At 62.2% G+C, this 26,007-nt stretch carries 21 protein-coding genes and 3 tRNA genes; 11 read left to right on the top strand and 13 right to left on the bottom strand.

Annotation, left to right across the window (positions count from 1 at the left end; translation table 11 throughout):
* Positions 1 to 141: 141 nt before the first annotated feature.
* The 5 genes from J9889_RS24495 (at position 142) to J9889_RS07930 (ending at position 6,543) form a co-directional block, all read left to right on the top strand.
* Positions 142 to 264 (top strand): hypothetical protein, encoded by a 123-nt coding sequence (locus tag J9889_RS24495; RefSeq protein WP_282597944.1) that lies wholly within the window; start codon positions 142 to 144, stop codon positions 262 to 264.
* 309 nt (positions 265 to 573) lie between these two features.
* Entirely contained in the window at positions 574 to 2,397 is a 1,824-nt protein-coding gene (gene rmuC / locus J9889_RS07945; RefSeq protein WP_109113028.1) for a DNA recombination protein RmuC, read from the top strand.
* 250 nt (positions 2,398 to 2,647) lie between these two features.
* Positions 2,648 to 3,079, top strand: a complete 432-nt coding sequence (locus tag J9889_RS07940; RefSeq protein WP_053288405.1) for a hypothetical protein — start codon at positions 2,648 to 2,650, stop codon at positions 3,077 to 3,079.
* Between the two features lie 312 nt (positions 3,080 to 3,391).
* On the top strand, positions 3,392 to 3,976 hold the full coding sequence (locus tag J9889_RS07935; protein ID WP_024941336.1) for a class I SAM-dependent methyltransferase: 585 nt from the start codon (positions 3,392 to 3,394) through the stop codon (positions 3,974 to 3,976).
* Positions 3,973 to 6,543 carry a DEAD/DEAH box helicase family protein gene (locus J9889_RS07930; RefSeq protein ID WP_223917078.1) on the top strand — a complete coding sequence of 857 codons (2,571 nt, stop codon included), beginning with the start codon at positions 3,973 to 3,975 and terminating at the stop codon, positions 6,541 to 6,543. The genes J9889_RS07935 and J9889_RS07930 overlap by 4 nt, the downstream gene beginning before the upstream one ends.
* Before the next feature lie 123 nt (positions 6,544 to 6,666).
* Here the strand turns inward: J9889_RS07930 and J9889_RS07925 are convergent, their stop codons facing one another.
* The 4 genes from J9889_RS07925 to J9889_RS07910 all read right to left on the bottom strand — a co-directional run bounded on the left by J9889_RS07925 (position 6,667) and on the right by J9889_RS07910 (position 8,433).
* Positions 6,667 to 7,884 carry a J domain-containing protein gene (locus J9889_RS07925; protein ID WP_041211539.1) on the bottom strand — a complete coding sequence of 406 codons (1,218 nt, stop codon included), beginning with the start codon at positions 7,882 to 7,884 and terminating at the stop codon, positions 6,667 to 6,669.
* A 160-nt stretch (positions 7,885 to 8,044) separates the two neighbouring features.
* A tRNA-His gene (locus tag J9889_RS07920) sits at positions 8,045 to 8,120 on the bottom strand.
* A gap of 123 nt (positions 8,121 to 8,243) precedes the next feature.
* A tRNA-Arg gene (locus J9889_RS07915) sits at positions 8,244 to 8,320 on the bottom strand.
* A 36-nt stretch (positions 8,321 to 8,356) separates the two neighbouring features.
* A tRNA-Pro gene (locus J9889_RS07910) sits at positions 8,357 to 8,433 on the bottom strand.
* Between the two features lie 203 nt (positions 8,434 to 8,636).
* Here J9889_RS07910 and folD point away from each other — a divergent pair.
* Positions 8,637 to 9,494: a bifunctional methylenetetrahydrofolate dehydrogenase/methenyltetrahydrofolate cyclohydrolase FolD gene (gene folD / locus J9889_RS07905; RefSeq protein WP_010674955.1), complete on the top strand. Its 858-nt coding sequence runs from the start codon at positions 8,637 to 8,639 to the stop codon at positions 9,492 to 9,494.
* Positions 9,495 to 9,578: 84 nt separating this feature from the next.
* On the opposite strand, the gene J9889_RS07900 is transcribed toward folD, so the two are convergent.
* The 3 genes from J9889_RS07900 to J9889_RS07890 form a co-directional block, all read right to left on the bottom strand.
* Positions 9,579 to 10,742, bottom strand: a complete 1,164-nt coding sequence (locus tag J9889_RS07900) for a PLP-dependent aspartate aminotransferase family protein (RefSeq protein WP_042863960.1) — start codon at positions 10,740 to 10,742, stop codon at positions 9,579 to 9,581.
* A gap of 92 nt (positions 10,743 to 10,834) precedes the next feature.
* On the bottom strand, positions 10,835 to 11,857 hold the full coding sequence (locus tag J9889_RS07895; protein WP_124813681.1) for a 2-oxoglutarate and iron-dependent oxygenase domain-containing protein: 1,023 nt from the start codon (positions 11,855 to 11,857) through the stop codon (positions 10,835 to 10,837).
* A gap of 347 nt (positions 11,858 to 12,204) precedes the next feature.
* Positions 12,205 to 12,843, bottom strand: a complete 639-nt coding sequence (locus J9889_RS07890) for an NAD(P)-dependent oxidoreductase (protein WP_102948527.1) — start codon at positions 12,841 to 12,843, stop codon at positions 12,205 to 12,207.
* Positions 12,844 to 12,943: 100 nt separating this feature from the next.
* Here J9889_RS07890 and J9889_RS07885 point away from each other — a divergent pair, with 100 nt between their 5' ends.
* Both J9889_RS07885 and J9889_RS07880 read left to right on the top strand, forming a co-directional pair.
* Complete coding sequence (locus tag J9889_RS07885) at positions 12,944 to 13,843, top strand: LysR family transcriptional regulator (RefSeq protein ID WP_069785645.1); 900 nt, start codon at positions 12,944 to 12,946, stop codon at positions 13,841 to 13,843.
* Positions 13,844 to 13,959: 116 nt separating this feature from the next.
* Positions 13,960 to 14,859, top strand: a complete 900-nt coding sequence (locus J9889_RS07880; protein ID WP_111896730.1) for an AraC family transcriptional regulator — start codon at positions 13,960 to 13,962, stop codon at positions 14,857 to 14,859.
* Here the strand turns inward: J9889_RS07880 and J9889_RS07875 are convergent.
* The 4 genes from J9889_RS07875 to J9889_RS07860 all read right to left on the bottom strand — a co-directional run bounded on the left by J9889_RS07875 (position 14,856) and on the right by J9889_RS07860 (position 18,352).
* Positions 14,856 to 15,971, bottom strand: a complete 1,116-nt coding sequence (locus tag J9889_RS07875) for an EAL domain-containing protein (RefSeq protein WP_162540609.1) — start codon at positions 15,969 to 15,971, stop codon at positions 14,856 to 14,858. The genes J9889_RS07880 and J9889_RS07875 overlap by 4 nt on opposite strands.
* The gene (locus J9889_RS07870) at positions 15,926 to 16,399 is read right to left on the bottom strand and encodes a CSS-motif domain-containing protein (RefSeq protein ID WP_210556314.1); all 474 of its coding nucleotides are present in this window, start codon (positions 16,397 to 16,399) and stop codon (positions 15,926 to 15,928) included. The genes J9889_RS07875 and J9889_RS07870 overlap by 46 nt, the downstream gene beginning before the upstream one ends.
* A complete protein-coding gene (locus J9889_RS07865; protein WP_111896726.1) occupies positions 16,389 to 17,762 on the bottom strand; it encodes a sensor domain-containing diguanylate cyclase in 1,374 nt (457 codons plus the stop codon). Before J9889_RS07865 ends, J9889_RS07870 begins: the two co-directional genes overlap by 11 nt.
* A gap of 338 nt (positions 17,763 to 18,100) precedes the next feature.
* Positions 18,101 to 18,352: a hypothetical protein gene (locus J9889_RS07860; protein ID WP_141116499.1), complete on the bottom strand. Its 252-nt coding sequence runs from the start codon at positions 18,350 to 18,352 to the stop codon at positions 18,101 to 18,103.
* Between J9889_RS07860 and J9889_RS07855 the strand changes: the two genes are divergently transcribed.
* Positions 18,338 to 20,482 (top strand): TonB-dependent siderophore receptor, encoded by a 2,145-nt coding sequence (locus J9889_RS07855; protein WP_048207832.1) that lies wholly within the window; start codon positions 18,338 to 18,340, stop codon positions 20,480 to 20,482. The genes J9889_RS07860 and J9889_RS07855 overlap by 15 nt on opposite strands.
* Before the next feature lie 146 nt (positions 20,483 to 20,628).
* Positions 20,629 to 21,351 (top strand): siderophore ferric iron reductase, encoded by a 723-nt coding sequence (locus J9889_RS07850; RefSeq protein WP_174213897.1) that lies wholly within the window; start codon positions 20,629 to 20,631, stop codon positions 21,349 to 21,351.
* Between the two features lie 73 nt (positions 21,352 to 21,424).
* Here J9889_RS07850 and J9889_RS07845 read toward each other — a convergent pair whose 3' ends face one another.
* Complete coding sequence (locus tag J9889_RS07845; RefSeq protein WP_043156436.1) at positions 21,425 to 22,360, bottom strand: LysR substrate-binding domain-containing protein; 936 nt, start codon at positions 22,358 to 22,360, stop codon at positions 21,425 to 21,427.
* 161 nt (positions 22,361 to 22,521) lie between these two features.
* On the opposite strand from J9889_RS07845, the gene metE reads away from it, so the two are divergent.
* Positions 22,522 to 24,786, top strand: coding sequence for a 5-methyltetrahydropteroyltriglutamate--homocysteine S-methyltransferase (gene metE / locus J9889_RS07840; RefSeq protein ID WP_052815308.1), 2,265 nt, complete (start codon positions 22,522 to 22,524; stop codon positions 24,784 to 24,786).
* Positions 24,787 to 24,880: 94 nt separating this feature from the next.
* Here metE and J9889_RS07835 read toward each other — a convergent pair whose 3' ends face one another.
* Positions 24,881 to 25,993 (bottom strand): glycosyltransferase family 9 protein, encoded by a 1,113-nt coding sequence (locus tag J9889_RS07835; protein ID WP_201872817.1) that lies wholly within the window; start codon positions 25,991 to 25,993, stop codon positions 24,881 to 24,883.
* Between the last annotated feature and the right edge of the window lie 14 nt (positions 25,994 to 26,007).

The raw sequence follows: 26,007 nt of genomic DNA, 5'->3' as shown, positions 1-26,007 counted from the left end.
AGAGAAGTTGCTCAAGATAGTGGTTGGCATCGATAATGGTCATGGCTTCGTGCGTGGCGGTTTTGTTTGGCGATAAAATCAGATCACAATCGAAGCCATTTTTATATCTATTTCAATTGGTTGCTGCTAAAGATCCTGTACATGAACAGCGCCTATTACCCGGATCTGGTGTTGGCGGATTTCAGCTGGGCGCGTCGCAATGAGTTTGCGGCCCAAGGCCGCGCCATGAGCCACGCGCGAGCGGACGAAGAAGACGTCGAATAGGAAGATGAGCCAACCCCGGGGACCGCATACCATCCCAGCCCGTCGACAAGCTCGACGCCATGCTCAAAGGTGCGGCCGACAAGCCTGTGAACGTCGCCATCCAACGGGATTTTTAATAAACATTCTGCTCAGTTGAGCATCAGCAGGCGGGAGTGTGAGTCACCATCGGTTTCCATGAAATCGGGCGTGTTAGCCTGTTGCACAGTAGTGGCCAGCATAGGCATTGACGCGATTATCGTGGTTGTCGCCGGGCAAAAGCACTATTCGCACCACTTACATCTGCCTTTCAAGCACGCTTAAGGAGTATTCATGCAAATCAGCCAGTGGACTACGGAGATCATTGTCATCAGCGTCATCATTGCAATCGCTTGCTGCGTGATTGGCTACTTTGTGGCGGCGCTGCGCCACGGCAACCGGCTCGGTCAGCTCACTAGCCAACTGGGGCAGGCACAGCAGGCACAGGGCTTGCTGACACAGCAATTGGCACAGGCTCAGGAGCAGCTCAAGGCGGCGGAACAACAATGTTATGGGCAGCAGGTGGAGGCCGGCAAGGTGCAGACCCAGCTAGAGGGTGCCAAAGAGCAGCTGCAAGAGTTGGCGACGCAATTGAGCGAACGTAAGGCTGCCAGCGAGGCCTTGCAGCAGCAGTTGAGCGCGGCCAAGGAGCAGCAACATGACGCGGAGAAGCGTCTGGAGACGGCACAGGCCGAAAACCGTGGTCAGAAAGAGCAGATCGCTGACTTGCGTGAACGCTTGAATCTGGCTGATGGGCAAAACCGAGCAGCCCATGATGAGATCAGCCAGCTCAAGGATAAGTTGGCCAATGAAGGCAAACATGCGCAATCCCTGCAGAGCGCGGAGCGCGAAGTCCGTGAACAACTGGTGGATGTCAAACAGACCCTGAAAGAGCGTGAGAACGCCATTCTCGGCCTGCAGGAGCGGTTGCATCAGGTTGATAACGAACACACCGAGCTCAAGACCACGCTGCAAAAGCGGGAAGAGCACTTCCAGGAGCAGCTGGGTCAACTTGCCGATGCCAAGAAGACACTGGCACAGGAGTTTGAAAACCTCGCCAACAAGATTTTCGACGAGAAGGGCAAGGCGTTCACTCAGAGCAGCCAGATCGGGATCGATAGCCTGCTCAAGCCATTTCGCGAGCAGATCGAAGGATTCCAGAAACGGATCAACGAGGTGCACGATGTCTCGGTGCAAGGCAGCGCTCAGCTCAATGCCGAGATCCGGAAGGTGCTGGAAATTGGTCTGAATATGAGCAAGGAGGCCAACAACCTCACGTCGGCCCTCAAGGGCGATTCCCAGCAGCGCGGAGCCTGGGGGGAAGCGCAACTGCGCCGCACACTGGAGATGAGTGGCCTGATTGAAGCGGCCCACTACGAAGTGCAGAGCAGCTTCAAGGATGCGGAAGGCAAGCACAAGCAGACCGACTATCTGATCAAACTGCCGGATGGCAAACACATCATCATCGACAGCAAGGTTTCTTTGGTGGCTTATGATCGGGCGGTAGCGGCCGAGAGCCCAGAGGCGTATCAGCTGGCGATGGCAGAGCATCTCAAAGCGGTGCGCAAGCATATCGACGATCTGGCATCGAAGGATTACATCAACTTGATTGGCATGCACAGCCCCAGCTTTGTGCTGATGTTCATGCCGATTGAACCCGCCTATATCGAAGCGTTGAAGCACAACAAGGATTTGTTCGAGTATGGATACAACAAGGGCATCGTACTGGTCTCACATACGACCCTGATCCCCATCCTGCGCACGGTATCAAATCTGTGGATGATCGAACGCAGCAATACGGAGGCCCGCGAGATCAGTGAAAAAGCCGGCGACATCTACAACCAGGTCTGCCTTGTTGCCGAACGTCTGAGCAGCTTGGGCGGCACGCTCAACACTGCCAGCAATCACTACAACAACACGGTCAAGGCGCTGGTGGGCAAGCAAGGGCTGTATGGCAAAGTGGAGAGATTCAACAAACTCTCGGCGAAGGCCAGCAAGACACTGCCGCAACTGGACGCCATGCATATGGACTTCGAACAGGATCGGTTGTCATTGATCGTCGAGGCTCTGGAAGAGCCCGGCACGATTGCCATAGAGGAAACGGCGCCGACGGCATAGTCGTTTAACGATGCAGATCGCGTAAAACAATCAAGGCGCTACACAGGCGCCTTGATTGTCTGGGTTGCAACCCATTGCCATCGTCGTCCAGCAGACCCCGCCGATAAACGCCGGCTCGGTGATCAGACACCCCGCATCTGCTCCAAAATGCGACATGTGTATGTAACCAGTATCGGCATGGGTATTGAGGCGGCATATACTGGACCCGCTTGAAGAGAGTCCCAGTCAGCCCCAACCAAGGAGCATGTTTATGTCACCTTCGTTACCCCCGCTCGGCGTATTAGCTGGTGCCCTGTTACTGCTGGTGGTCCAGAGTGCCGGGGCCGCCGACTGTACCTATCGCAAAGACAGCCTCGGTAATACCCGCTACCAGTGTGATGATGGCAATAGCGGCACCCTGCGCAAGGACAGTCTCGGCAACGTCAGGGATTCGCAAAGCGGCACCACCTGGCGCAAAGACTCTCTCGGCAATGTGCGCAGCAGCGAGGGCACCACCTACCGCAGAGACAGTCTGGGTAATGTGCGGGTTAGCAATCCCGGCACCGGCGAGACCGTCACCTGGCGCAAGGATAGCCTTGGCAATCTGCGTTCCTCCGATGGCACTCGCTGTCGCACCAACTCCTTGGGGCAGGTCAGGTGCGATGGCCCGAGCACACCGCCAGCAGTGTTTGGTGCAAAGTGAACTCAGGCTGTAGTTCTGACCTGCGAGACCGCCAAGATGAATCGCTGACGCATCGTGCATTTTGGCCAAACAGTAGAAATGATCGATTTTGGTGACCTGGCTTCATAGAGCAATCGCCCTCTGAGGGGTAGAATGACGCTCCTTTGATAGCTTGAACTGAGCGCCGTTAGGGTCAATAGAGCATTTATGAATAGCGAAGAAGGTGCCAGTTGGTCTTCCCGTACTGCGGATTGTCTGAAATGGCGCTGACTCGATTTTTTTACCCCTATCTCTCTGTTAATCTGGGCGTTTTCTGCTAGGTGCCTGCTTACTATGTCTATCGATTACTACAACCAACACGCCGATAGCTTCGTCGAAGGCACGCTGTCGGTCGATATGCAACCGCTTTACCAGCGCTTCTTGCCTCTGCTCGCCGCCGGCGCTCATATCGTCGATGCGGGCTGCGGCTCTGGGCGGGACAGCCTGTATTTCCATCAGCAAGGTTTTCGGGTCACAGCCTTCGATGCCAGCGCGGAGCTGGCCCTGCGTGCCGAGCGCCTGCTTGGTCAGCCGGTGCAACTGTGCCGTTTCGAGCAGTTTGTGGCTCCCGTGCCGGTCGATGCCATCTGGGCCTGTGCCAGTCTGCTGCATGTTCCCCGCGCCGAATTGGATGCCGTAATGGCCCATCTGTGCCAGCAACTCGCCGACGGTGGTCTGCTCTATTGCTCGTTCAAATATGGGGTAGACGAGACCGAGCGCGATGGCCGAGCCTTCACCCAGTTGGATGAGGCGGGGCTGCACGCCCTGATCACGCCGTTGCCGCTGAGCGAGGTCGAGACTTGGCTGACGGCGGATCGACGCCCCGGCCGCGAGCAGGAGCGTTGGCTTAACGCCATCGTGCGCAAGGTCGGGTCATGAGTGCACCCGTGCTCATCAGCGGGGGAGAGGCGGGGGATCCGGAGTTCAACGATCCCCTGTTGCCACATCTGCTGGACGCCATCGCCCGTTGTGGCGAGGGTAGCCGCATCGAGTTGTGTGTCTCCTTTATTCGCCAAAGCGGGCTGGTGCTGTTGCGCGGTGCCCTGCACGAGGCGTTGGCGCGAGGAGCACGGCTTCGGTTGATCACCTCGGACTATCTGGAGGTGACTCAGCCGGTGGCGCTGCGCGAGTTGCTTAAATTTGATCCCGCTCGCTCTTGCGCGCTGATCTACCAGAGTCAGGGCAATCGCGGCTTTCACCTCAAGTCCTATCTGTTTGTCCAGCACGCAGCCCAGTATCTAGGCGAGCAAGTTGGCCAGGAAGGGTCGCCAGCGGTGCTCGGTGGCCAGGCGTTTCTCGGCTCCAGCAATATCTCTGCCGCCGCCCTCACCGAGTCGCTGGAGTGGAACTGGTCGCTCAGGGCTGAGCCGAGCGGCCCCAGCGAGCCGCATCACAGCCTGCGTCAGCTCGCGGCTCAAATCGATCGGCTGGCGCAAGACGCGCGGGTCGTGCCCCTTACCCACGACTGGATCGATGGCTACCTCGCTCGCTATCGGCAGAGCGCGCTGCGGGAGTTGCGGGTGCTCACTGGGGATCATCGCAGCAGCGCTGAGCAGCTGCGTGAAGCCCCCATCCCCAACAGCGTGCAGCAAGAGGCGCTGATGGCGCTGCAAGCCGCGCGGGCACAGGGGCATAAACGGGGTGTGGTGGTCATGGCGACCGGCCTTGGCAAGACTTGGCTCGCGGCTTTTGATGTGCGCCAGATGCAGGCGGCCCGCCTGCTGTTTGTTGCCCATCGGGAGGAGATCCTGACCCAAGCGCGCCAGACCTTCTTGCACATGGTGCCGCGGGCAAATTCGGGCCTCTATCATGGTCAGCAGCAGGATGAGGCCGACTGGCTGTTTGCCTCCATCCAGACCCTGGGCAAGAGTCAGCATCTGCTGCGCTTTGCACCGGATCACTTCGATTACGTGGTGGTCGATGAGTTTCATCATGCCGCCTCACCCTCCTACCGGCGCTTGCTAAACCACTTCAAGCCCCGCTTCCTGCTCGGGCTGACCGCGACCCCTGACCGCACCGATCAGGCCGATATTCTGGCGCTGTGCGACAACAATCTCGTCTTTGAACGGGGGCTGGCCCTCGCCATCGAGCAGAAGATGCTGGTGCCGCTCACCTATCACGGCATTTTGGATGACACCGTCGACTATGCCGCGCTGCCTTGGCGCAACGGTCAGTTTGACCCCCATGCGCTGGAGAGTGCCTTCGCCAGTCAGAAGCGGGCTCAGCACGCCCTTAGCCAGTGGCGACGTTTACGCCAGCAGCGCACGCTGGCCTTCTGCATCTCGACCCGTCATGCCGATTTTATGGCCAGCGTCTTCCAGCAAGCCGGTGTGCGGGCGATAGCCGTCTATGCGGGCTCCCGCCAGGGGCGACAAGCCGCCCTGGAGCAACTGGCCGCCGCCGAGCTTGATATCATCTTCTCGGTAGATTTGTTCAACGAAGGCACCGACTTGCCCGCCATCGATACCGTGCTGATGCTGCGCCCCACCGAGTCGCGCATCGTGTTCCTGCAACAGTTGGGGCGGGGCTTGCGCCTCTATCAAGGCAAAGAACGCCTGGTGGTGATCGATCTGGTGGGCAATCACAAGGCGTGTCTCTACAAGCCCCAGCTGCTGCAAACGCAATTGACCCGCCCACCAACGCACGCAAACAGGGCGATGCCGCTGGCGGCAGGTTGTTTTATCAATCTGGATCCCAAGCTGCTTCCGCTGCTGGCGCTGTTAAAAAAGCAGCAGAAACCGACTCTGATTGAGACCTATCAGACCCTCAAAGAGCACCTCGGCTATCGCCCCACCGCGCGGCAAACCTGGGCAGTCCGGCTGGGTGAGCAACTGCGTTTCGATACCCAAAAACAGGGGGGCTGGTTTGAGCTGCTCGCCCAAGCGGGCGATCTGGGGGAGGAGGAGCTGCGCGTGCTGAACCGGCACGGCGACTTTCTGCGTTCGGGGGTGGAGCACACCGCGCTCACCAAGAGTTTCAAGTTGATCCTGCTATTGGCGCTGCTCGAACTCGACGGCCTGCGTGAGCCACCCACCTTGGCGGCGCTGGCCAGCCACTCCCGTTACCTGTTTGAGCGGCATCCCGAGCTGGCCCGCCTCGATCTACCGGTCAAGCAGCAAGCCCTGAGCGCCGACAGCCCGGCTTGGCTCAGTTACTGGAAGAGCAATCCGATCAAGTTCAGCAGTGGCGGCAATCCAGGCGCCAAGGGGGAGTACTGGTTCGAGGTAAGGGAGGATCGCTTCTGCCCACGCTTCGCGGTGAGTGAGGAGGATATCGATCCTCTGCATCGCATGGTGCAAGAGCTGCTGGACTTGCGTCTGGCCCAATATCAGCAGCGCAAAATCGCATCGGCAGCCGCCATTTCCCCTGAGCCCTTCACAACTATCCACGATGAGGAACAGGCGCTGGCGCCTGATGCCAAAGCGCGTCAGGTGACCCTGATTTAAGGCTGGCTATCCGATAGCACGATCAGTGTAAAAACAAGCAGTGTAAAAACCAGCAGCGTGAAAGCAATCAAGGCGCCAGTGGCGCCTTGATTGTTTGGGGAGATGGTCGGTCAGCGCTGGCCGTTACCGAAACAGCCATTCCATATCGTCCTCTTCCTCACGCCACCTTATTTGCTGCTGATCCCAGCGGGCCGCCAGATAGGGTTTGAGGGTCTGCAGGGTGGTGATCTCGGCCAGCTGGGCAGTCAGGTGGTCGATATCACGCAGCAAATAGTCCCGATGTTCGGCAAAGGCCTGCTCGGTCTTTTTCTTGGATGATTGCTTGAATTTGTGCAGCACCGCGCCCATTAGCCCGTCTTGCCCGCCGTAGTAGCTGACTTCGAGCTCGCGTAGCTGGCGTTTCAGCATCGGGTTGAGGTAAGCGAGGTTCTCGTCACTGAGCAGGTTATCGAACTCGGGTAGGTGAGCGTGGGCCAGCTGTAACAGGGTGAACATCTCTTTGTTTTCCCAAGCCTGACTGAGTTGGCCCATGATGCGGGTCTTTTCCGCCTGCATGGCGGGGTCGGGTTCCCGATCCGGGTGCAGCGCCAGGGCGAGCTTGCGATAGAGCTGCTTGAGGCTGGATTTGCTGAACAGCTGTTCGATGCGCATCTCTTCCTCTTGCTCACGACGGGTGCGCGTGTGGGCAAAAGCATCTTGCTGCTCAGCGCCGAAGGGGGACTCATCGGCAAACAACTCATCATCATCGAAGAGGGCATCCTCTTCCTCACCAGCGGTGTCACTCCCGTTGGCCATTTTCTGCTTCGCCGCGTTTATCAGGTACTCGTGCAACAGAGCGGGGTTTTTGACCATATCGCGCAAGGTGTCGATGTCTTCGGGGCAGTGACCACAAGTTTCCATCAGCATATGGGTAAGTTCATCACACTGATAGTCGAGCTGTTCGTCATCCATGTGCAGGGCGGTATTGGTTTGGATTTGGTGATAGAGGGGGGCCAAATCCATCTCGCCACGAAACGGATTGGACTCGAGATAGTTGATGAGATCGTGGATCCAGTGGTGCAAGGTCTCCCGTTGCCACTGGGTAAAGCTCTTGCGAGCCGTAAAGTCGGTCAGTCGCTTGGTGAGGGCAAAGATGAGCTCGCATTGTTGACGCTCAAGGGGTTCGATGTCGCTGGTGAAGCGCTGATAGATATCGCGGCCGTTGAGGGTTTGCTTGTCGATTTTTGCCTGTAGCTTTTCGAGCGCTTGCCAGTTGCGGTGGAAGAGATCGAGGGCGGGGTTACCCGTCGTGGGGGAGGGCTGGCGAGCGGGCTGCTTGCGAGCTGGATTACGAAGAGACATAGGCCGCCTCCATAGGCGTTATTTTGTTCGCTAAAACAAAAAAACTGGCGCGGGGCCGGTTTATCGCCGCGCATAAATAGCGCGAAGTCTGCCTTGCAGATGAGTTGCTGGCCATATTAAAGCCTTTCTTACGCAACAGATAGCAACAACAGAGAAATAATGGGGTGGCTGATGGGGCTCGAACCCACGACAACCGGAATCACAATCCGGGACTCTACCAACTGAGCTACAACCACCACTGAAATCATCGCCATTTTGTGTCTGCCAAGGCCTGGCCAAGGTCATCCTGAGATAATCTGCCGAATGGACGATAAGTACACTCTTCATCAATAACTCAATGATTTAAAACACATTTTAAATGGCGCGCCCTGCAGGATTCGAACCTGCGACCCACGGCTTAGAAGGCCGTTGCTCTATCCGACTGAGCTAAGGGCGCGTTGTATCAAGAAACCCGGGGATTTCCCGATGAACCTGGTCGGTGATAAAGGATTCGAACCTTTGACCCTCTGGTCCCAAACCAGATGCGCTACCGGGCTGCGCTAATCACCGAAAATTCGCCATCCAGCATACCTTCGGCGGCACCACTGGGCAACGGGCGGGCATCATACCCAAGCGCCAAAGTCAGCGTCAACGACTTTTTCCGCCAGTAAATTCAAGTGCCTACTTATTGCCCTCCCTGCGAGAGCCGCTAACACCCGCGCCAAAAAAATGCGACAATGCGCCGCAGTTGAACACATGGTGAGTGAAGAACGATGTCTGCCAAAATCATTGATGGAAAACAGGTTGCGCAAACGATTCGCAATCAGGTCGCCGCGCAAGTCCAACAGCGGTTGGCGCAGGGGAAACGGGCACCGGGTCTGGCGGTGATCCTGGTGGGGCTGGATCCGGCCTCCCAAGTCTATGTGGGCAGCAAACGTCGCGCTTGTGAAGAGGTGGGATTTGTTTCCCGCTCCTATGACCTCAGCGCCACGGCGACACAAGCGGAGCTGCTGTCCCTGATCGACCAGCTCAACGAGGATCCGGAAGTGGACGGCATCCTGGTGCAGTTGCCCTTGCCGGCTCACTGCGATACCACCCAGGTGCTGGAGCGCATTCGTCCCGACAAGGACGTTGATGGCTTCCATCCCTACAACGTGGGTCGTCTGGCCCAGCGCATCCCGGCGCTGCGACCCTGCACCCCCAAGGGGATCATGACCCTGATCGAGACCACAGGCGTCAAGACCCATGGTCTGCATGCGGTGGTGGTCGGGGCTTCCAACATCGTGGGGCGTCCCATGACGCTGGAGCTGCTGCTGGCCGGTTGCACCACCACCACCTGTCACCGCTTCACCCAGGATCTGGAGACCCAGGTGCGCCGGGCCGACTTGCTGGTCGTGGCGGTGGGCAAGCCCAACTTCATTCCGGGGGAGTGGGTCAAACCCGGTGCCCTGGTGATCGACGTGGGCATCAACCGCCTTGCGGACGGCTCCCTGGTGGGAGATGTGGAGTATGAGACCGCGCGCAATCACGCCGCCTTCATCACGCCGGTACCGGGGGGCGTGGGCCCCATGACGGTCGCCAGCCTGATGGAGAACACCCTGAGCGCCTGCCAGGATTACCACGACGCCTGATGAGGGCGCCGGGCAGAAAAGAGAAAGGGAAGGCATTGCCTTCCCTTTTTTTATTGCGTCACTCCCCCGGATCGCTACTGGATATCAGAGGAGGGCCAGGGCGGCGGCCAGATCGGCAATCAGATCGTCGGCGTCTTCCACCCCGATGCTGAAGCGGATGAGATCGTCATTGACTCCGGCGGCGAGGCGGCTCGCCTCGTCCATGGCTGCGTGGGTGGTGCTGGCCGGATGGCAGGCGAGGCTCTCGAGATCGCCGAGGCTCACCGCCTGCACGAAGAGTTGCAGGTTGTCGAGCAGGGTGGCGCAGCGCTCAAACCCGCCTTCCAGCTCGATGCTCACCATGCCGCCAAAGCCGCTGGCGAAGGCGCCGAGGGCATCGTGGCCCGGATGGCTGGCAAGGCCCGGGTAGATCACCTTCTTCACCGCCGGGTGGGCATCCAGGAACTCGGCCACCTTCTGGGCGTTGTGCAGGTGGGCATCCATGCGCAGGGGAAGGGTCTTGACCCCCCGTTGCAGCAGGTAGGCCTCCTGTGGGCCGATGGGAGAGCCGATGTGCTTGAGGGCCACGGTGCGAATCGACTTCATCAGCTCATGACGACCCGCCACCACCCCGGCGATGATGTCGCCGTGACCGCCCAGGTACTTGGTGCCGCTGTGCATGACGATGTCGATGCCAAGCTCGAGCGGGCGCAGCAGATAGGGGGTGAGGAAGGTGTTGTCACACACAGTGATGGCACCCACCTTGCGGGCCGCCTCCACCACCACCCGCGGATCCACCACCTTGAGAGTGGGGTTGGTCAGGGTTTCAAAGAGTACCACCTTGGTGGCGGGGCGGATGTTGGCCAGCAGCGCCTGATCGCTCTCGTAGGCGGTGATCTTGATGCCGGCGCGACTGAAGGTCTGCTTGAGGAAGGCATCGGTGCCGCCGTAGAGGGGGCCGATATAGGCCACTTCATCACCGCTGTCGGCCAGGGCATACATGATGGCACTCACCGCCGCCATGCCGCTGGCCACCACCAGTGCCTCATCTGCACCTTCGAGGGCTGCCAGCTTCTGCTCCAGTTCGGCAGTGGTGGGGTTGCCAAAGCGGCTGTAGATGAAGCCGGGGGCCTGACCGGCGAAGCGCTCCTTGCCCGCCTGGGCGTTGAAGTAGCTGAAGGTGCTGCTCTGGTAGAGCGGGGTGGTGAGGGCGCCGGTCTGGGGGTCGATCCGCTGGCCGCTGTGTACGCTCATGGTCTTGAATTTCATTGTATTGCTCCGTCATTGCCAGGCTGTGGCCCGACTGCTTGTGTTATCCGGGGCGCCATCGCGCCCCTTTTCTCATGTCGTGTGGCGGGTTGTCAGGCTAGCGCTGGCTCGCGCTGCGGCTCGTCTGCATAGTGGCGGGCCGCCACATCCGGGTGGGAGCGCAGCCTCCCCTTGAGCACGTTCTCCCCCACCTGATAAAAGAGCGGGTTGGCGGGATCGCTCTGGGGCCCTTCGGCCAGCGCCGCCAGCTCGGGGGAGAGGCTAAGCAGTGGCACAGTAGCATCCAGCCTTGCCGCCATGAAGAAGGCGCAGGAGAGGCGCGATACCCCGGGAGGGGGGCTCACCACCCGGTGCAGGGTGGCCTTGAGGTAGCCGTCGGACGCGAGCTCCAGCAGCTCGCCGATGTTGACCACCAGGGCGCCCGGCAGGGGGGGCGCGGGGATCCAGCCTGCCGCCGTCTCCACCTCGAGCCCGGAGTGATCGTCCTGCATCACCAGCGTCAGGTAGCCGGGATCCTTGTGGGCACCTACCCCCTGACCACTGCTGCCTTCGGGTTGTCCGGGGTAGTGAATGAGCTTCATGTGCTGGTAGGGGGCACCGCGAATGCTCTCGTCAAATACTCCGGCGGGCTGCCCCAGCACCTCTGCGAAAGCGTCCAGCAGGGTGAGGGTGATGTCGCTCAGTCGATCCTGCCATGCCAGCAGACGTGTCTTCATCTCGGGCAGGGCGGCGGGCCACTGGTTGGGGCCGATGAGGCGCTGCCAGGGTTCACGAATGTGCGCCACAGGCAGGGCCTGGGCCTCGTTCATGATATCGAACTGCTCCCGCAGATCCGGCCGTGCCCGGGTGAGCTCTGCTCCCACCTGGTTGTAGCCGCGAAAGTGGGGGGAGTGGACCATCTGCACCGCCAGTTTTTCTTCAAGTGGCAGGGCGAAGAAGCGGGCGGCGAGCGCCAGGGTCTCCTGGCGCACCGATTCGCTCAGATCATGGCCCACCAGATAGAAAAAGCCCACTTCGCGGGCGGCCTGGCCAAGCTGCGCCAGCATCTGGCTGCGTGCAGCCGGGGTGCCCTTGAGGGCGGCGAGATCGATGATCGGCAATGATGGGGTGGTCATGGGCATCTCCTCACTTTCCGTGAACGGGGTCTGCGTGCCCCGGCGTGCGGGGTGTGGCGAAACCGGGGCGCACTCTTCTTGAGTGGCGCCGTTTGGGTTGAGGGTGATGCTACTGTTCGAGGTTATAAGGTGGAAGCAACAAAATATTCTTAGTTATATACAAAATTCGAAATGGAATTCGGACTTGAGCGAATGGAACGAGCAACGGGCGGCTCCGGCGGCGATCTGCCGTACCGGGTGAGAGCGACATTGGCGTGACGGGATAGACGCGGGAGAGAAAAGACGGAGGGAGGCATCCGCCTCCCTCCGTGTGACTGTCATGGGAAGGGTTGCTGGCGCGCCTTTCCTCAATAACCCAGGGTGAAACGCTGGCGCAGGTGAGCCGGTGCTTGCGCCTCGTTCAGCACCCCGTCCGCCAGATCGCCGACCGTGATCCCGGCGGGCTGCTCGCCGCTGAACAGCACCTGATCCGTGCCAAGGCGGTAACCGCCGCGCTTCTCGCCGGGTTCGAGGAACACGGGTGGGGAGACGAAACGCCAGTCGAGGGTGGTTTCCCGGCGAAGGGCGGTGAGACCATCCCGGGCCGCGAGTGCCCCTTGCTTCCACTCTGCCGGGAACTCCGGGGTGTCCACCAACTGCACGCCCGGGGCGATTTCCAGACTGCCGGCACCGCCGACTACCAGCAGCCAGCTCCCGGCGTCGTTGGCGGCGGCCACGATGGCGCTGGCCCCCTTGAGGTACTGATCGTAGATGTCCGGGGCACTCCAGCCCGGGTTGTAGGCACTGATCACCCGATCGTGCCCCTTGAGCACCCTGGCCAGTGCCTGGCTGTCCTGGGCGTCCACCGCCACGGCGGTGACTTGCGGGTGAGCGGCGACCTTGCTCACGTCACGCACGATGGCGGTGACCTGATGACCGCGGCTGACGGCCTCTTGGAGGATGGCTGAACCGACAAAACCGCTGGCACCGATGAGGGCAATCTTCATGGGAATTCTCCTTCACTGTGGGAATGGGGCTATCCTACGCCCCCGAGTGTGATTTAATAATCCACTAAAAATTGCATTCACTTGTAAGCAGAGCTTCATAATGGATCAGCTCAGACGCTACGCCATCTTCGCCGCCGTGGTGGAGGCGGGCAGCATGACCGGCGCCGCCAAGGCCCTCGGCATGACCCCGTCCGCCGTCAGCCAGCATATCAGTCAACTGGAGAGCCAGCTCGGTCTGCCCCTGCTGCACCGCTCCACCCGCCGCCTCAGCCTGACCGAGGCGGGGGAGGTGGTGTGGCAGGGCTGCCAGTCGTTGCAGCAGACCTTGAACGACACCGAGCTGCGCCTCTCGGAGGTGCGCGACAGCCTGCTCGGAGAAGTGCGGATCACCGCGCCGGTGGGGATGGCCGGCCAGCCCCTGGCGCGGGCGCTCTCGCCGCTGCTGCAGGCTCACCCCGGCCTGGGCATCCAGATCATTGCCGACGACGAGAAGCGGGATCTCATCAAGGATCGCATCGACGTGGCGCTGCGGGTCGGCACGCTTGAAGATTCCACCCTGGTGGCGCGCAGGCTGGGTCAGACCCGGATGCTGCTGTGTGCCTCGCCCGCCTATCTGGCACGCAAGGGCACGCCGCGCAGCCCGGCAGATCTGCTGGCCCACGACTGGCTGGCCTCGGACATGCTGGGGGGCGGGATACTGCTGTTGGACGAGAAGGGGGAGGCCCACAAGATCAAGCCCAAGCCCAGGGTGCTGTGCAACAACGTCTTGCCCCTGCGCCAGTTTACCCTGGCAGGGCAGGGGATTTCGCTGCAACCGGAAGGTGAAATAGAAGAAGATATCGCCACCGGTCGATTACTCGTGCTGCTGCCGGGCTTTTGGGCCCCTCCCATGGAGATCCATGCCATCACCCCCCAGCGGGAGATCCCGGAGAAGGTGCGGCGGGTGATCAGCGCCCTTCGCAGCCACTTTGCCGAGCATGGCCAGAGCCGTCTACCTTGAGCGAGGCGGGATGAATAGCCAGGCGGTGCGCCGGCCTTGCGGTCGGCGCGACACCCCTGTTTAATGTGGCCCTCCCGGGCCAGAGCGCCCTCTGCTGGCGTGGTCTCAAGCACATCATGACACCGACTTCTCCCCACCCACTCCGTGAGCCGGCACCCGAGGCGCGCACCCATCTCACCCGCATCGAGCGAGTGCTCGACTACATCCATGCCAATCTGGATCAGCCGCTCTCCCTGGAGGCGCTGGCCCGGCAGAGCTGCTGGTCCCGCTGGCAGTTGCAACGGGTATTCCTGCATGAGACGGGCCAGACGGTGGCTCACTATGTGCGCGAGCTGAAGCTGAGCATGGCGGCGGAGGCGCTGCTCTCCACCCGGCTGCGGGTGCTGGATGTGGCGCTGGATCACGGGTTTGGCTCGGAAGTGAGTTTCAGCCGCGCCTTCAAGCAGCAATTTGGCTGCTCGCCGCTGGCGTATCGCAAGCGGGCCGTGCGGCTGGGGCTGCGCACGCCCCTGGTGCGGGCGGCGGTCCCCCGCTCTGCCTCTCCCAACCTGGTGCAGGTGCGCATAGAGAGCCTGCCGGCGTTCACCTTGCAGGGGGTCAGGGGCACGATCCGGGGGTTGTTCGATGCCTCACCGGATTTTCAGCAGACGGTGCCCGCCATCTGGCGAGCGCTGCGCGAGACGGGGGCGCTGGACCTGTCGAGGGAGTGGCTGGGGGTGGTGGATGTGTCGGGGGCAGGGGAGCGGCTGCCTTACTGGGCCGGAGTGGCCACGACGGCGCCTACGCCCCCCGGCCTGTCGAGTCTCAACGTGCCGGCCCAGGAGTATGCCGTGCTCACCCACAAAGGACCCATTGCCCAGCTGGGGGAGAGCCTGCACTGGTTCATCCTGCACTGGCTGCCGGAGTCGGCATACCGGGGGCTGGACGGTTTCGAACTGGAGCGCTATGCCCCCGGCTTTGACGGCCAGCAGCCCGACGCCACCATGGAGTACTGGCTGCCCGTCGCCCCCCGTTAGGGAAGAAGGCTCACCCCGGCATGGCGCCGGGATGGCTCCGGGCGTGTGGCGCTGGTCAGGAGATCAGTGAACTGGGCCGGTGGCAGCGGCTTGGCGAAGTAGAAGCCCTGCAGGTAGTCGATGCCATAGTGGCGTGCCATCTCGACCTGCTCCTGGGTCTCCACCCCCTCGGCGACCAGAGCCAGCCCCATGCGATGGGCGAGATCCAGGATGTTTTCGACGATATGGCGGGAGGGGCCTTCCTCTTTCATTCCCTTGATAAAGCTGCGATCGATTTTGATGATGTCCACATGGAACATCTGCAGATAGCAGAGGCTGGAGTGGCCGGTGCCAAAGTCATCGATGGCGATGAGCACGCCCAGCTCGTCCAGGGCATCGAAGATGGCGCGGGTCTGCTCGTCCGCATCCACCATCTCCCGCTCCGTCACCTCGAGCACCAGGCGCAGATCCTGGCCCGGGAAGGCGTGAAGAAAGTCGCTGCACTCGGCGACGATGTCCTGATTTTTGAAGTGCTGGGCGCAGACATTGACGGCGACGTGAAAGCCGGGGGGCAGCCTGTTGGCCACCCCGACCAGATAATCCCGGGTCTGGGCCATCAACTGGCGGGTCATCGGCACTATGTAGCCGCACTCCTCTGCGAGGGGAATGAAGTGGTTGGGGGCAATCATCCCTTGTGTGGGATGACGCCAGCGCATCAGCACTTCACAACCGCGCAGGCGCCCCTGTTTGTCCATCACGGGTTGCAGGTGGGGGATGAACTCCCGGGCCGCCATGGCTCTGGCAAGCTCGCTGCGAGGGGAGCCGCTGCGCCCCCTCAGATAGAAGGTGAGCAGCCCCAGCAACAGCGCCAGCACAGGGGCGGCAAGCAGGTTCTCCTGGTTGTACGCCCAGGCAAACGCCAGCACTTCCTTGTAACCGTTGAGCGCCACCAGGCGATAGGGATGAGCGGTGGGATCGCTCTGTTGCAGACGTTGTCCCCCTTCCAGCAGGCGGGCTGCGGGCAGGGTCCTGCCGTGGCCATCGAGGGCCTGGTCCCCGAGGAGGAAGAAGAGGTTGTCCTCTCCCATCACGGCCTGCAAGGCGCCGAAGATGTGGAAGCCGTCCAGCTCCACCAGCAGGAGAGGATGGCGGTCTGCCCGGTGATGGGGCTATGTCTGGCGAGGAGCAGCGTCTGGTTGCCTGCCGGGCCACGGGGAATATCCCGGGTGAGGATGGGCCTGTGCAGGGTGGTACAGCGCAGTTGCTGCCCCTCCAGCACATAGAGTGCCCGCGCATAGGGGGAGGCGGTGATGAGGTCGCGCAGGGCCAGTTGCTCATCCTGGCAGCGGCCCATGGCGAGGGGGCGGGCGGCCTCGACCAGGGACTGACTGTCGTTGATGACACTCTCTATCATGGCCCGGGCATGGTTCAGGCTGCGCGCGTTGTCCTTGCGAAGGCCGCTGGCCGCCTGCAGGAGGTTGAGGGCGGTGAGGCCGACCAGCAAGAGGAGCCCGAGCACGATGGCCAGACGCAGACGCTGTGCCAGGGGATCAGTCGGCATGGTGCACCCGATTCTTGCCGGCATCGTTGGCCTGATAGAGCGCCTGATCGACCCGCGCCAGCAGTTGCTCGGCGGACTCCTGTCGCCACAGTCCCAGCCCGGCAGAGAAGGTCACCACCAGTTCCGGTTCGCGCCATGGCCGCTGTGCCACCTGGGTGCGCCACTGCTCGAGCAGCGTCAGTGCTCTGACGCTGTCCTCCCCGGGAATGATGATGGCCAGCTCCTCGCCGCCGTAGCGGTAGAGGGTGGCCTCCTGGCCTGCAATCTGCCGCCCTTCCCGGGCCACCGCCCGCAGGACCTCGTCACCGACCGGGTGGCCGTGGGTGTCATTGATGGATTTGAAGTTGTCCAGATCGATCAACCCCAGGCAGAAAGGGCGGCCGGCAATCAGCTGGTCGTCGAGTGCCTTGTCAAAGCAGCGGCGATTGAACAGACCCGTGAGGGCATCCGTGTTGGACGCCTCCACGGCTTCCAGCATCTGGCGATGGCCGCTTTGGATCTCCTGGCGCAACTGATCCCCCGGTTTGCCCGCGTGGATGCGTCCGGCGCGCATCAGGGCGATGATCTCGAAGATCATCTTGCTGAGCACATGACGCAAGGACCACCAGCAGAGCAGGCAGATCAGCATGCTGCCCACCAGGGTGATCTGGATCTGGTAGGACTCGCGGCTGCTCACCTCCTTGAACCTGGCATCGCTGACGGCATAGATGACGAACCAGTCCGGGTTGGAGAAGGAGTAGTAGTAGAGGTGGGTCTGGCGCTTTGCATCGAAGAGGTGGTCGGCGCCGTTGGTCATCTGCTCGATGAGCCGGCGGTCCACGCGATGGCGAAACAGGTTCCCCACATCCGAGTGCAGCAGGATGTCGCCCGCCCGATCGACCAGGTAGAACTCCCCCTTGAGAGGGCTCATGAGCTGACGCAGGGGATAGCTCATCTGCTCGAGATCCACGTTCATGGCCAGGGTGCCGAGGAAGACCCCCTCCTTGTTGATCAGGGGGCGGGAGACGGAGACGCTGCGGCTCTTGTCATCGAACTTGCTGGGGTAGTGGTCGGTGTAGTGCACGAAGAGGGTTCGCACGGCGGCCGCGAGAAACCAGGGTCGCTCCTTGGCATCAACGTGCTCCCCGACCGGCAGATGGGGGACGGAGTTGAACCGCCCCTGTGGATCGGCGAGCAGGATGCTCTTCACATAGGGGGTGAGCGCCAACGTTTGCATCAGGGAGAGGCCAAGGGGCGTGTGATCCTCATTGAGGAAGGCATCCAGGCCTGATTCATCGATGACACTGCCCGTTTCGTTGAGGACATGCTCCAGTGACTTGAACTGTGGCTCGATGGACTGGGTCGCCATGTTGTGCACGAACATGGCCGCCACCTTGTGGTACTTGCGCTCGGCAGAGGTCCGGATGCTGACACTGACGGTCTCAGGGCGATAAGCAGGGTCAGGATGATGACTCCGAAGGTGAAGTTGAGCTGGGTATCGCAGTGCAGATTTTGGTGGGCGGTCTCATTCATAGGCGTGTGCTGATGGCTTGGTATTGTCTCAATCAGGGCTGATAAAAGGGTGGGCATGCTATCGCCTCCTTTATCAATAGCGATTGACCAGGATCAACAAGGGGAGGGAGAACGCGACCATACTTGTCTGATGAGTGTGAATATGGGGGTTAATATGCCGCCATGTTCTGAATATGTGATGGTTACTTGCTAGTTGGCTGTGAAAGTGAAGGCGGTGACCTTCATCAGGCGGCCATGATGGGTGTTCCCTGAGAGCCTCGACGGCGTTGCCATGTTGCCTCCGATAGCAGATGGCGTGCCTACCACCCTCGCTTTCCCCGCTTCCCCGCCAACATGCCCCAAATTGTTAATATCGGGGCAAAATAGAACAATAAAATGCAAATGATATTTGTTACCATTCACATGCAGTAAGTAATCGAGGATCAGATGCAGCTTGTTCACCCCCCTTTGACCCTGGTCGCCGTGACCATCTCCACCCTGCTTGCAGGCTCTGTACAGGCCGCCGCGTCCGACAGCCAGGATACGGCCACCGCCGACGAGACCCTGACCGTGCTCGGCCAGACCTATCGCAACACCGCGACCAAGACCCGGCTCGACCCCATCGAGACGCCCCAGGCCATCTCGGTGGTGGATGGGGAGACCCTGTCGCTGCGCGGCGTCAGTTCGGTGAGCGAGGCGCTGCGCTACGTGCCCGGCGTCAACACCGAGCTGCGGGGCGGGGCGGTCAATCGGCTGGATCTGTTCAACATCCGTGGCTTTGACAACTACCAGAACTTCTATGACGGCCTGCTGCTCCAGTACAACGACTGGAACCTGCAACCCCAGATAGATCCGGTGGCCATCGAGCAGCTGGAGGTGTTCAAGGGGCCGACATCGGTGCTCTATGGCAGCATGCCCCCCGGCGGCATGGTCAACCTCATCGCCAAGCGCCCCCAGCGGGAGAGCAAGCACAACGTGAGCGTGGCGACCGGCACGGGCACCCTCAAGGAGATGACCCTCGACAGCACCGGTGCCATCAACGAGCAGCTCGCCTATCGGCTGGTGGGACTGGCACGGGAGAAGGATGGCCAGGCGGTGACCTCGAAGGAGGAGCGCTACGTCTTTGCGCCGTCCCTGGACTGGCAGCTCGGCGAGCGCACCCTGCTGAACCTCAACCTTTACTACCAGAAGGATCCCGAGGCCGGCATCTACACCACTGTGCCCGCCAGCGGCTCGGCCAAGTCCAACCCCCTGGGACAGCTTGGCAGCGACACCTTCCTTGGCGACGAGAACTGGAACGAGTACAACCGGGATGTGACCCTGTTGGGCTACAAGCTGAGCCACGACTTCAACGAGCGCTGGCAGGTGCTGCAAAATGCCCGCTACATGGATGCGTCCGCCTATCAGCGCAACACCTACAACGCGGCCCTGGCGGCGGACAACCGCACCCTGGCCCGCAACGCCTATCTCACCGATGAAGACTCTCGCGGCGTTGTCATCGACAACCAGCTGGCGGGCAAGGTGCAGACGGGCTCTGCCCAGCACAACCTGCTGCTCGGGGTCGATTACCAGTACCTGGATGCCCATATCCTCTACCGGGATACCCTCGACTACTCGGCGCCCAGCATCGACATTTTCAACCCGAACCATAGCCAGATAGTCCCAGAGGCACTCACTTTCAACTACCAGGATAAAAAGGTGATCCGTCAGTCCCAGACCGGCGTCTATCTGCAGGATCAGGTGCGCCTCGATCGACTGGTGGCCATCGGCGGCGCCCGCTACGACCGCTACCGGATGGACACCGACAGCCGGACCCTCTATCAGGGGGCGGACAGCCAGTCCCTGGCCCACATCGATCAGGACAACCTCTCCTTCCGCGTCGGCGCCCTCTATGAGCTGGATGGCGGCTTCTCCCCCTATGCGAGCTATGCCGAGAGTTTCGAGCCGGTGCCGGGGGCGGACAAGCAGGGTCAGGCGTTCAAACCGGCGACCGGTCATCAGTGGGAAGGGGGCGTCAAGTTCCTCTCCGACGACATGAGCAAGACGGCGACGCTGTCGGCGTTCCACATCACCAAGAAGAATGCCCTGGTGACGGATCCGGACAATGTCTACGGGCCCAAGCTGCAGACCGGGGAGACGGTCTCCAGGGGTATCGAGCTTGAGGGGAGAGCCGATCTCACCAGCCAGCTGGATCTGGCCCTCAACTACACCCTGATGGACATGGAGATCACGCGCGATACCACCACGTTGCAGGGCAAGACGCCGGTCTGGGTCCCCAGACAGATGGCGTCGCTGTGGAGCAACTACTACCCCGGCGGCAACCTCGAGGGGATGCGAGTGGGCGCCGGCCTGCGCTACGTGGGGGAGGCCGAGATGGATGCCGCCAACACCGACAAGGTACCGGACTACCTCCTGATGGACATGTCCGCCTCCTACGATCTCGCCGCCCTCAGCGCAAGCCTGAAAGGGGTAGGGGTATCGCTTGGCGCCAGCAACCTGTTCAACAAGACCTACTACTCCTGCTACGACCAGAACAACTGCTGGTTCGGGGCCGAACGAAGCGTGGAGGCGCGACTCAAATACGCATTCTGACCTTGCGCCCCGGCACGCGCCCGGGGCCCTTTCAACGAATGGGCGAGGAGAGGGCGCGCGGTGTGCCGCGCAGCCTTGGTCGGGAGCACGGCCTTGGCCGGGAAAAAGCGGACGCGGAACGCGCCCTCGTCTCGGATCACCAGGCCCTGTTCGCGGCGGCGGCCAGCCTGATCCCGTCCCTCAAGGGGAACCTGGTGGCGGCCGGTGACGTGCGTCCGCCACTGACGGATGCCACCGGAGCGACGTCGGCCGAGGTGGCCGCAGCCCTCCATGCGCACTGGCAGCAGGCACACCCGGAGGCGGGACCCGCCTACTGGCTCACCCGCAGCTGGGGCATGCTCTGCTGGCAATCCATCTATCTCGCCATGGTGGCCGTCTACCGCCATCAGGCCGTGCCTGCCCTCGACAGGCTGGGACAGGGGCATGAGGCCGGCGTGGTGTCGGGCTTTACCCTGCCGGCCGAGCCCATGATCAAAGGGGAGGTCGGCGTGTTGATCAAGACGGCCGGGGAGCGACTCCAGGCGCACTGGCAGGGGCAGTTCACCCTCCTTGGGACGGCGCAGCGGCTGCGCCCCGGTTTCGTGCGCCCGCTCCTGGCGGACGATCTGCTGGCGGCCCTGGTGCGGGTGCCCGATTTCTTCGGGGAGGTGAGTCGGGAGGAGGTGAGGTCCCATGCTCCCCTCTGGCTTGAATCCTGTGGCCTGCCGTCGGCACATCTGACGGGCTGGTGCGAAGCAGGCCTGCCCCGGGACGAGGCCTTCCCGGGCTATGTGCGCCAGCGCTGCTGCCTGCACTACAAGCGCCGGGATGGGGAACTGTGTGGCAACTGCCCGCGAAGGCTGGGTGGGGTGAGGGGTGATGAATGCTGATACCCGACTCTTCGTCTGCGCGGGCAACCCGTGATGAAAGCCGCCTGATCCTGGCGGCTTTTTTGTGCCCGGCTTACTGGGCCGCCATCCGGGTGCGGATGCGCTCGAACAGGCTCTGCAGGCAGGCCTGATCTTTGTCGGCGGCGCGCACGGCGCCATACATGTGGCGGCGAATGCCCTCCCCGAGAGGGCGCGCCTCAAGCAGGCCCTGGCGCACGAACTCCTCGCTGGCCCAGCGGGGCAGGGCGGCGAGCCCGAGCCCGGCGGCGGCCATCTGCAGCATGACCGAGGTGTTGTCCACCGGTTTGCAGCGGGCGGGCTCCACCCCGGCCGGTTGCAGGAAACGGCTGAACACATCCATGCGTGCCCGCTCCACCGGGTAGACCAGCAGCACCTCCGGTCGCAGATCGTCCGGTGTGATGCGCCGCTGCTGGCAGAGGGGGTGATCCGGCGCCATCACCAGGGTGAGATCGAAGGCGAACAGCGGCTCGAAATGAAGATCCCCGCGGGCCTGTACATCCGAGGTGAGTAGCAGGTCGAGCTGGCCGCCAAGCAGGGCACTGATGGCATCGAAACCCGGCACCGACTCCACCTCCAGATCCACGCCGGGCCACTGGCGGCGAAAGTCCGGCAACAGCGGGAGCAGCCACTGGATGCAGCTGTGGCAATCGAGGGCCAGATGCAGCCTGCCCGCCTCGCCGCTGTGCAGGGCGACCAGCTGGCGCTCGGTCTGGGCCAGGGCGGGCAGCACCTGACGGGCCAGGGCCAGCAGATGCTGGCCTGCCGCCGTCAGCACCAGAGGGCGGCTTTTTCGAAGAAACAGCTCCAGATTGAGGCGGGTCTCCAGCTCCTTGAGCTGGTGGGAGAGGGCGGACTGGGTGAGGTTGAGGGTGAGTGCGGCCCCGGCCAGGGACCCTTGCTCGGCCAGGGCGCTGATGGTCTTCAGGTGTTTGAGATCGATGCCCAGATTGCTGCTCTGAGGGGGGCTGGATGGGGTGGGCGCGACCATGGCACTGCTCCTTTGTGCGTCAGTTGAGAAATTCTTGAGAGCCAGTTGAAGAGGATTCAATAGCCAAGGTCACCTTATCTTGTCATTTTGGATGTGTAAACATCTGGATGGCCAAACAATCCAGATCCTCATCAGATAAACGAGCATAAGGAATGGAACCTATGACCTTCGCACACACCCTGGGCTTTCCCCGTATCGGCGCCAAGCGCGAACTGAAATTTGCCCTCGAATCCTACTGGCGTGGCGAAACCACCCAGGCCGAGCTGGTCGCCGTGGGCAAGAGCCTGCGTGAGCGCCACTGGCAGGCCCAGCGTACCGCCGGGGTCAACCTGCTGCCGGTGGGGGATTTTGCCTGGTACGATCAGGTGCTGGGTACCAGCCTGCTGGTGGACGCCGTGCCTGCCCGTCACCGCCACGGCGACACCGACCTCGACACCCTGTTCCGGGTGGCCCGTGGCCGTGCGCCGACCGGCCCGGCGGCGGCCGCTGCCGAGATGACCAAATGGTTCAACACCAACTACCACTACCTAGTGCCGGAATTTTACCGTGACCAGCGCTTCAAGCTGGGCTGGAGCCAGCTCTTTGACGAGGTGGAAGAGGCCAAGGCCCTTGGGCTGCCGGCCAAGGCGGTGTTGCTGGGCCCCGTCTCCTACCTGTGGCTTGGCAAGGAGAAAGAGAGCGGCTTCTCCCGCCTCGAACTGCTGGATCGCCTGCTGATCGTCTACCAGGAGATCCTGGCCAAACTGGCGGCCCAGGGGGTGGAGTGGGTGCAAATCGACGAGCCGGCTCTGGCGCTGGACCTGCCGGACGAGTGGCGCCTGGCCTACCTCAAGGCATATGAGCGCCTGAGCGGCCCCTGCAAGCTGCTGCTCACCACCTACTTCGGGTCCGTGGCCCATCAGCGCGACATCATCACCAGTCTGAAGGTGGACGGCCTGCACCTGGATCTGGTGGCAGCCCCCGAGCAGCTGGAGACCCTGGTCCCGCACCTGCCGGCACAGTGGGTACTCTCGGCGGGTGTCATCAACGGCCGCAACGTCTGGCGTGCCAACCTGGCCAAGCTGGCGCCGACCCTCAAGGCCTTGAAAGAAAAGCTTGGCGAGCGCCTCTGGGTGGCCTCCTCCTGTTCCTTGCTGCACAGCCCGGTGGATTTGACCCTGGAGCACGAGCTGGATCCCCAGACTCGCAGCTGGTTCGCCTTTGCCCTGCAAAAGTGCTATGAGCTGGGGCTGCTGTCCGACTACCTGGACGGTGGCGCCCTGGACAAAATCGAGGCTTACAGCCAGCCCATCGTGGATCGGGAGTCTGACAGCCGGGTTCACAAGAAGGTGGTGCAGTCGCGCCTCGCCAGCCTGACCAACAGTGACTTCGATCGCCAGAGCGCCTACCCGGTGCGTGCCGACGCGCAGCGCTCGGATCTGAAGCTGCCGCTCCTGCCCACCACCACCATCGGCTCCTTCCCGCAGACCTCTGAAATCCGGGTGCTGCGTCAGGATTGGCGTGCCGGGCGCATCGATGACCAGGCCTACGAGGCGGGCATCCAGGCCCAGATCAAGGATGCGATTGAGCGCCAGGAGGCCATCGGGCTGGACGTGCTGGTGCACGGCGAGGCCGAGCGCAACGACATGGTGGAGTATTTCGGGGAGCTGCTGGACGGCTTTGCCATCACCCGATTTGGCTGGGTACAGAGCTATGGCTCCCGCTGCGTCAAGCCGCCGGTGATCACCCGTGACATCGACCGTCCGACCCCCATGACCCTTGAGTGGACGAAGTTTGCCCAGAGCCTGACCGACAAGCCGGTGAAGGGCATGCTGACCGGCCCCGTGACCATTCTCTGCTGGTCCTTCCCGCGGGAAGACGTGAGCCGCGAGCAGTCCGCCCTGCAGATTGGCCTGGCCATTCGCGACGAGGTGGCTGACTTGGAAGCCGCCGGCATCAAGATCATCCAGATCGACGAGCCGGCGATCCGCGAAGGGCTGCCCCTGCGCAAGCAGGATCACCAGGCCTATCTGGACTGGGCGGTGCGCGCCTTCCGCCTGAGTGCAAGCCCGGTGGTGGACAGCACCCAGATCCACACCCACATGTGTTACAGCGACTTCAACCTCATCATCGAGGCGGTGGCGGCGCTGGACGCGGATGTGATCACCATCGAGACGAGCCGCAGCCAGATGCAGTTGCTCGAAGCGTTCGAGCGCTTCAACTACCCCAACGAGATCGGTCCGGGCGTCTACGACATCCACTCGCCGAACGTACCGAGCCAGGGCTGGATTGAAGACCTCATCCGCAAGGCTGCGCAACAAATCCCGGCAGACCGGCTCTGGGTGAACCCGGACTGCGGCCTCAAGACCCGCGGCTGGGAAGAGACCACCGCTGCCCTGAAGGTGATGGTCGATGCGACTCGGGCGCTGCGCGCCGAGCTGGCCTGAGGGCTTCCATTCACCCGGACGAGCGCCCGGTGAGTGTCACCAAGACGAGAGAGGGAAGGCGACAGCCTTCCCTCTTTTTTTGCATGGCCGCTCCCTAGAGGGGGATCAGGGCGGGCCGGGGTGCGGGCAGGTAGCGGGTTGGGGAAACCGACATCGTCACCCGGTGAGGGGCGCTTGCGAGCGCCTCGGTCAGCCACTGTTGGTCGAGGGGGATGGCATTGCGATCCTCGATCACCAGATTGAGGTGCTGGGCGCCCAGGCACCCGTAGCGGGCGGGGTCGGTCTGGGTAAAGAGGCCAAGACAGGGCACACCGCTGGCGGCAGCCAGGTGCAGGGGACCGGTGTCGGCGCTGACGAAGAGGGAGAGGCCGCCCGTGAAGCGGGCCAGCTCCCCCATGTTGCCAAGGGAAACGTGCACGTCCCCGAGCAGGTGCTCGGGGGCGGCGGGATCCGCGAGCTGGATCAGCAGGGAATCCGGGCTGTGACGGCGCAGATCCCCAAGCAACCGCTGCCACTGGGGCTGGGAGAGCCCCTTGCCCTTGCGGGCGCCGGTGAAAAAGCCGATCAGAGGACGGCCAGGATAGGCTCGTCGCAGCGCACTCAAGGCCGGGCTTGGCCCCTGCAACAGGCTGCCAAGGGGGATGGGGTTGGCCGGATTGCCCGGTATGCCGAGCAGTTGCAGGGGCTGGTGGGCGTAGTGGCACTCACTGTCCGGAGCCTGCGGACGCGGGAAGATGAGATCCCCATGGCCATCGTCGAAGCCGCATTTCTCCCGGGCCTGTACCCAGGCGGCGATGAAGTGATCCGTACTGGAGGCGAAGGGGACGTAGACCCTGTCGTAGTGCTGGCGGCGCAGACGCGAGAGTGCCGAGAGGGCGCCCGGCAGGTGTCTGCCCTGCAACCGGATCTGATGAATGTGCCGCAGGGGCAGATCGGCCAGGAAGGGGAGCAGGGCGGTGGGGCTGCACACCAGCTCCAGCTCGGCGTGGGGATGGGCGCGATGAAGCTGGTGCAGGAAGGGCAGCAGGAAGAGGTTGTTGCCGATGCGGTTGGTACTGCGAATGACCAGGATCCGGCGGGGTGCCTGCGAAGAGGGCGGCAATGCGCTGCGACTGGCAAGCCAGCCGAGCAGGGTTCGCTCCAGTCCCGCCGTCCAGACCCGGCGTTGGCCGTCGAAGCGGCGCAGGGCATCGTTGAGGTGAGTCATACCGTTGGGCTCCA

It is taken from the genome of Aeromonas sp. PrichA-15, from assembly GCF_017939245.1.
GTDB lineage: Bacteria > Pseudomonadota > Gammaproteobacteria > Enterobacterales > Aeromonadaceae > Aeromonas > Aeromonas caviae.
This window is presented reverse-complemented; position numbering and strand designations above follow the sequence as displayed.

Coding starts and splice junctions, on each gene's coding strand:
- J9889_RS24495 (WP_282597944.1), top strand. CDS start 142: ATGAACAGCGCCTATTACCCGGATCTGGTGTTGGCGGATTTCAGCTGG.
- rmuC (WP_109113028.1), top strand. CDS start 574: ATGCAAATCAGCCAGTGGACTACGGAGATCATTGTCATCAGCGTCATC.
- J9889_RS07940 (WP_053288405.1), top strand. CDS start 2,648: ATGTCACCTTCGTTACCCCCGCTCGGCGTATTAGCTGGTGCCCTGTTA.
- J9889_RS07935 (WP_024941336.1), top strand. CDS start 3,392: ATGTCTATCGATTACTACAACCAACACGCCGATAGCTTCGTCGAAGGC.
- J9889_RS07930 (WP_223917078.1), top strand. CDS start 3,973: ATGAGTGCACCCGTGCTCATCAGCGGGGGAGAGGCGGGGGATCCGGAG.
- J9889_RS07925 (WP_041211539.1), bottom strand. CDS start 7,884: ATGTCTCTTCGTAATCCAGCTCGCAAGCAGCCCGCTCGCCAGCCCTCC.
- folD (WP_010674955.1), top strand. CDS start 8,637: ATGTCTGCCAAAATCATTGATGGAAAACAGGTTGCGCAAACGATTCGC.
- J9889_RS07900 (WP_042863960.1), bottom strand. CDS start 10,742: ATGAAATTCAAGACCATGAGCGTACACAGCGGCCAGCGGATCGACCCC.
- J9889_RS07895 (WP_124813681.1), bottom strand. CDS start 11,857: ATGACCACCCCATCATTGCCGATCATCGATCTCGCCGCCCTCAAGGGC.
- J9889_RS07890 (WP_102948527.1), bottom strand. CDS start 12,843: ATGAAGATTGCCCTCATCGGTGCCAGCGGTTTTGTCGGTTCAGCCATC.
- J9889_RS07885 (WP_069785645.1), top strand. CDS start 12,944: ATGGATCAGCTCAGACGCTACGCCATCTTCGCCGCCGTGGTGGAGGCG.
- J9889_RS07880 (WP_111896730.1), top strand. CDS start 13,960: ATGACACCGACTTCTCCCCACCCACTCCGTGAGCCGGCACCCGAGGCG.
- J9889_RS07870 (WP_210556314.1), bottom strand. CDS start 16,399: ATGCCGACTGATCCCCTGGCACAGCGTCTGCGTCTGGCCATCGTGCTC.
- J9889_RS07865 (WP_111896726.1), bottom strand. CDS start 17,762: ATGTTCGTGCACAACATGGCGACCCAGTCCATCGAGCCACAGTTCAAG.
- J9889_RS07855 (WP_048207832.1), top strand. CDS start 18,338: ATGCAGCTTGTTCACCCCCCTTTGACCCTGGTCGCCGTGACCATCTCC.
- J9889_RS07845 (WP_043156436.1), bottom strand. CDS start 22,360: ATGGTCGCGCCCACCCCATCCAGCCCCCCTCAGAGCAGCAATCTGGGC.
- metE (WP_052815308.1), top strand. CDS start 22,522: ATGACCTTCGCACACACCCTGGGCTTTCCCCGTATCGGCGCCAAGCGC.
- J9889_RS07835 (WP_201872817.1), bottom strand. CDS start 25,993: ATGACTCACCTCAACGATGCCCTGCGCCGCTTCGACGGCCAACGCCGG.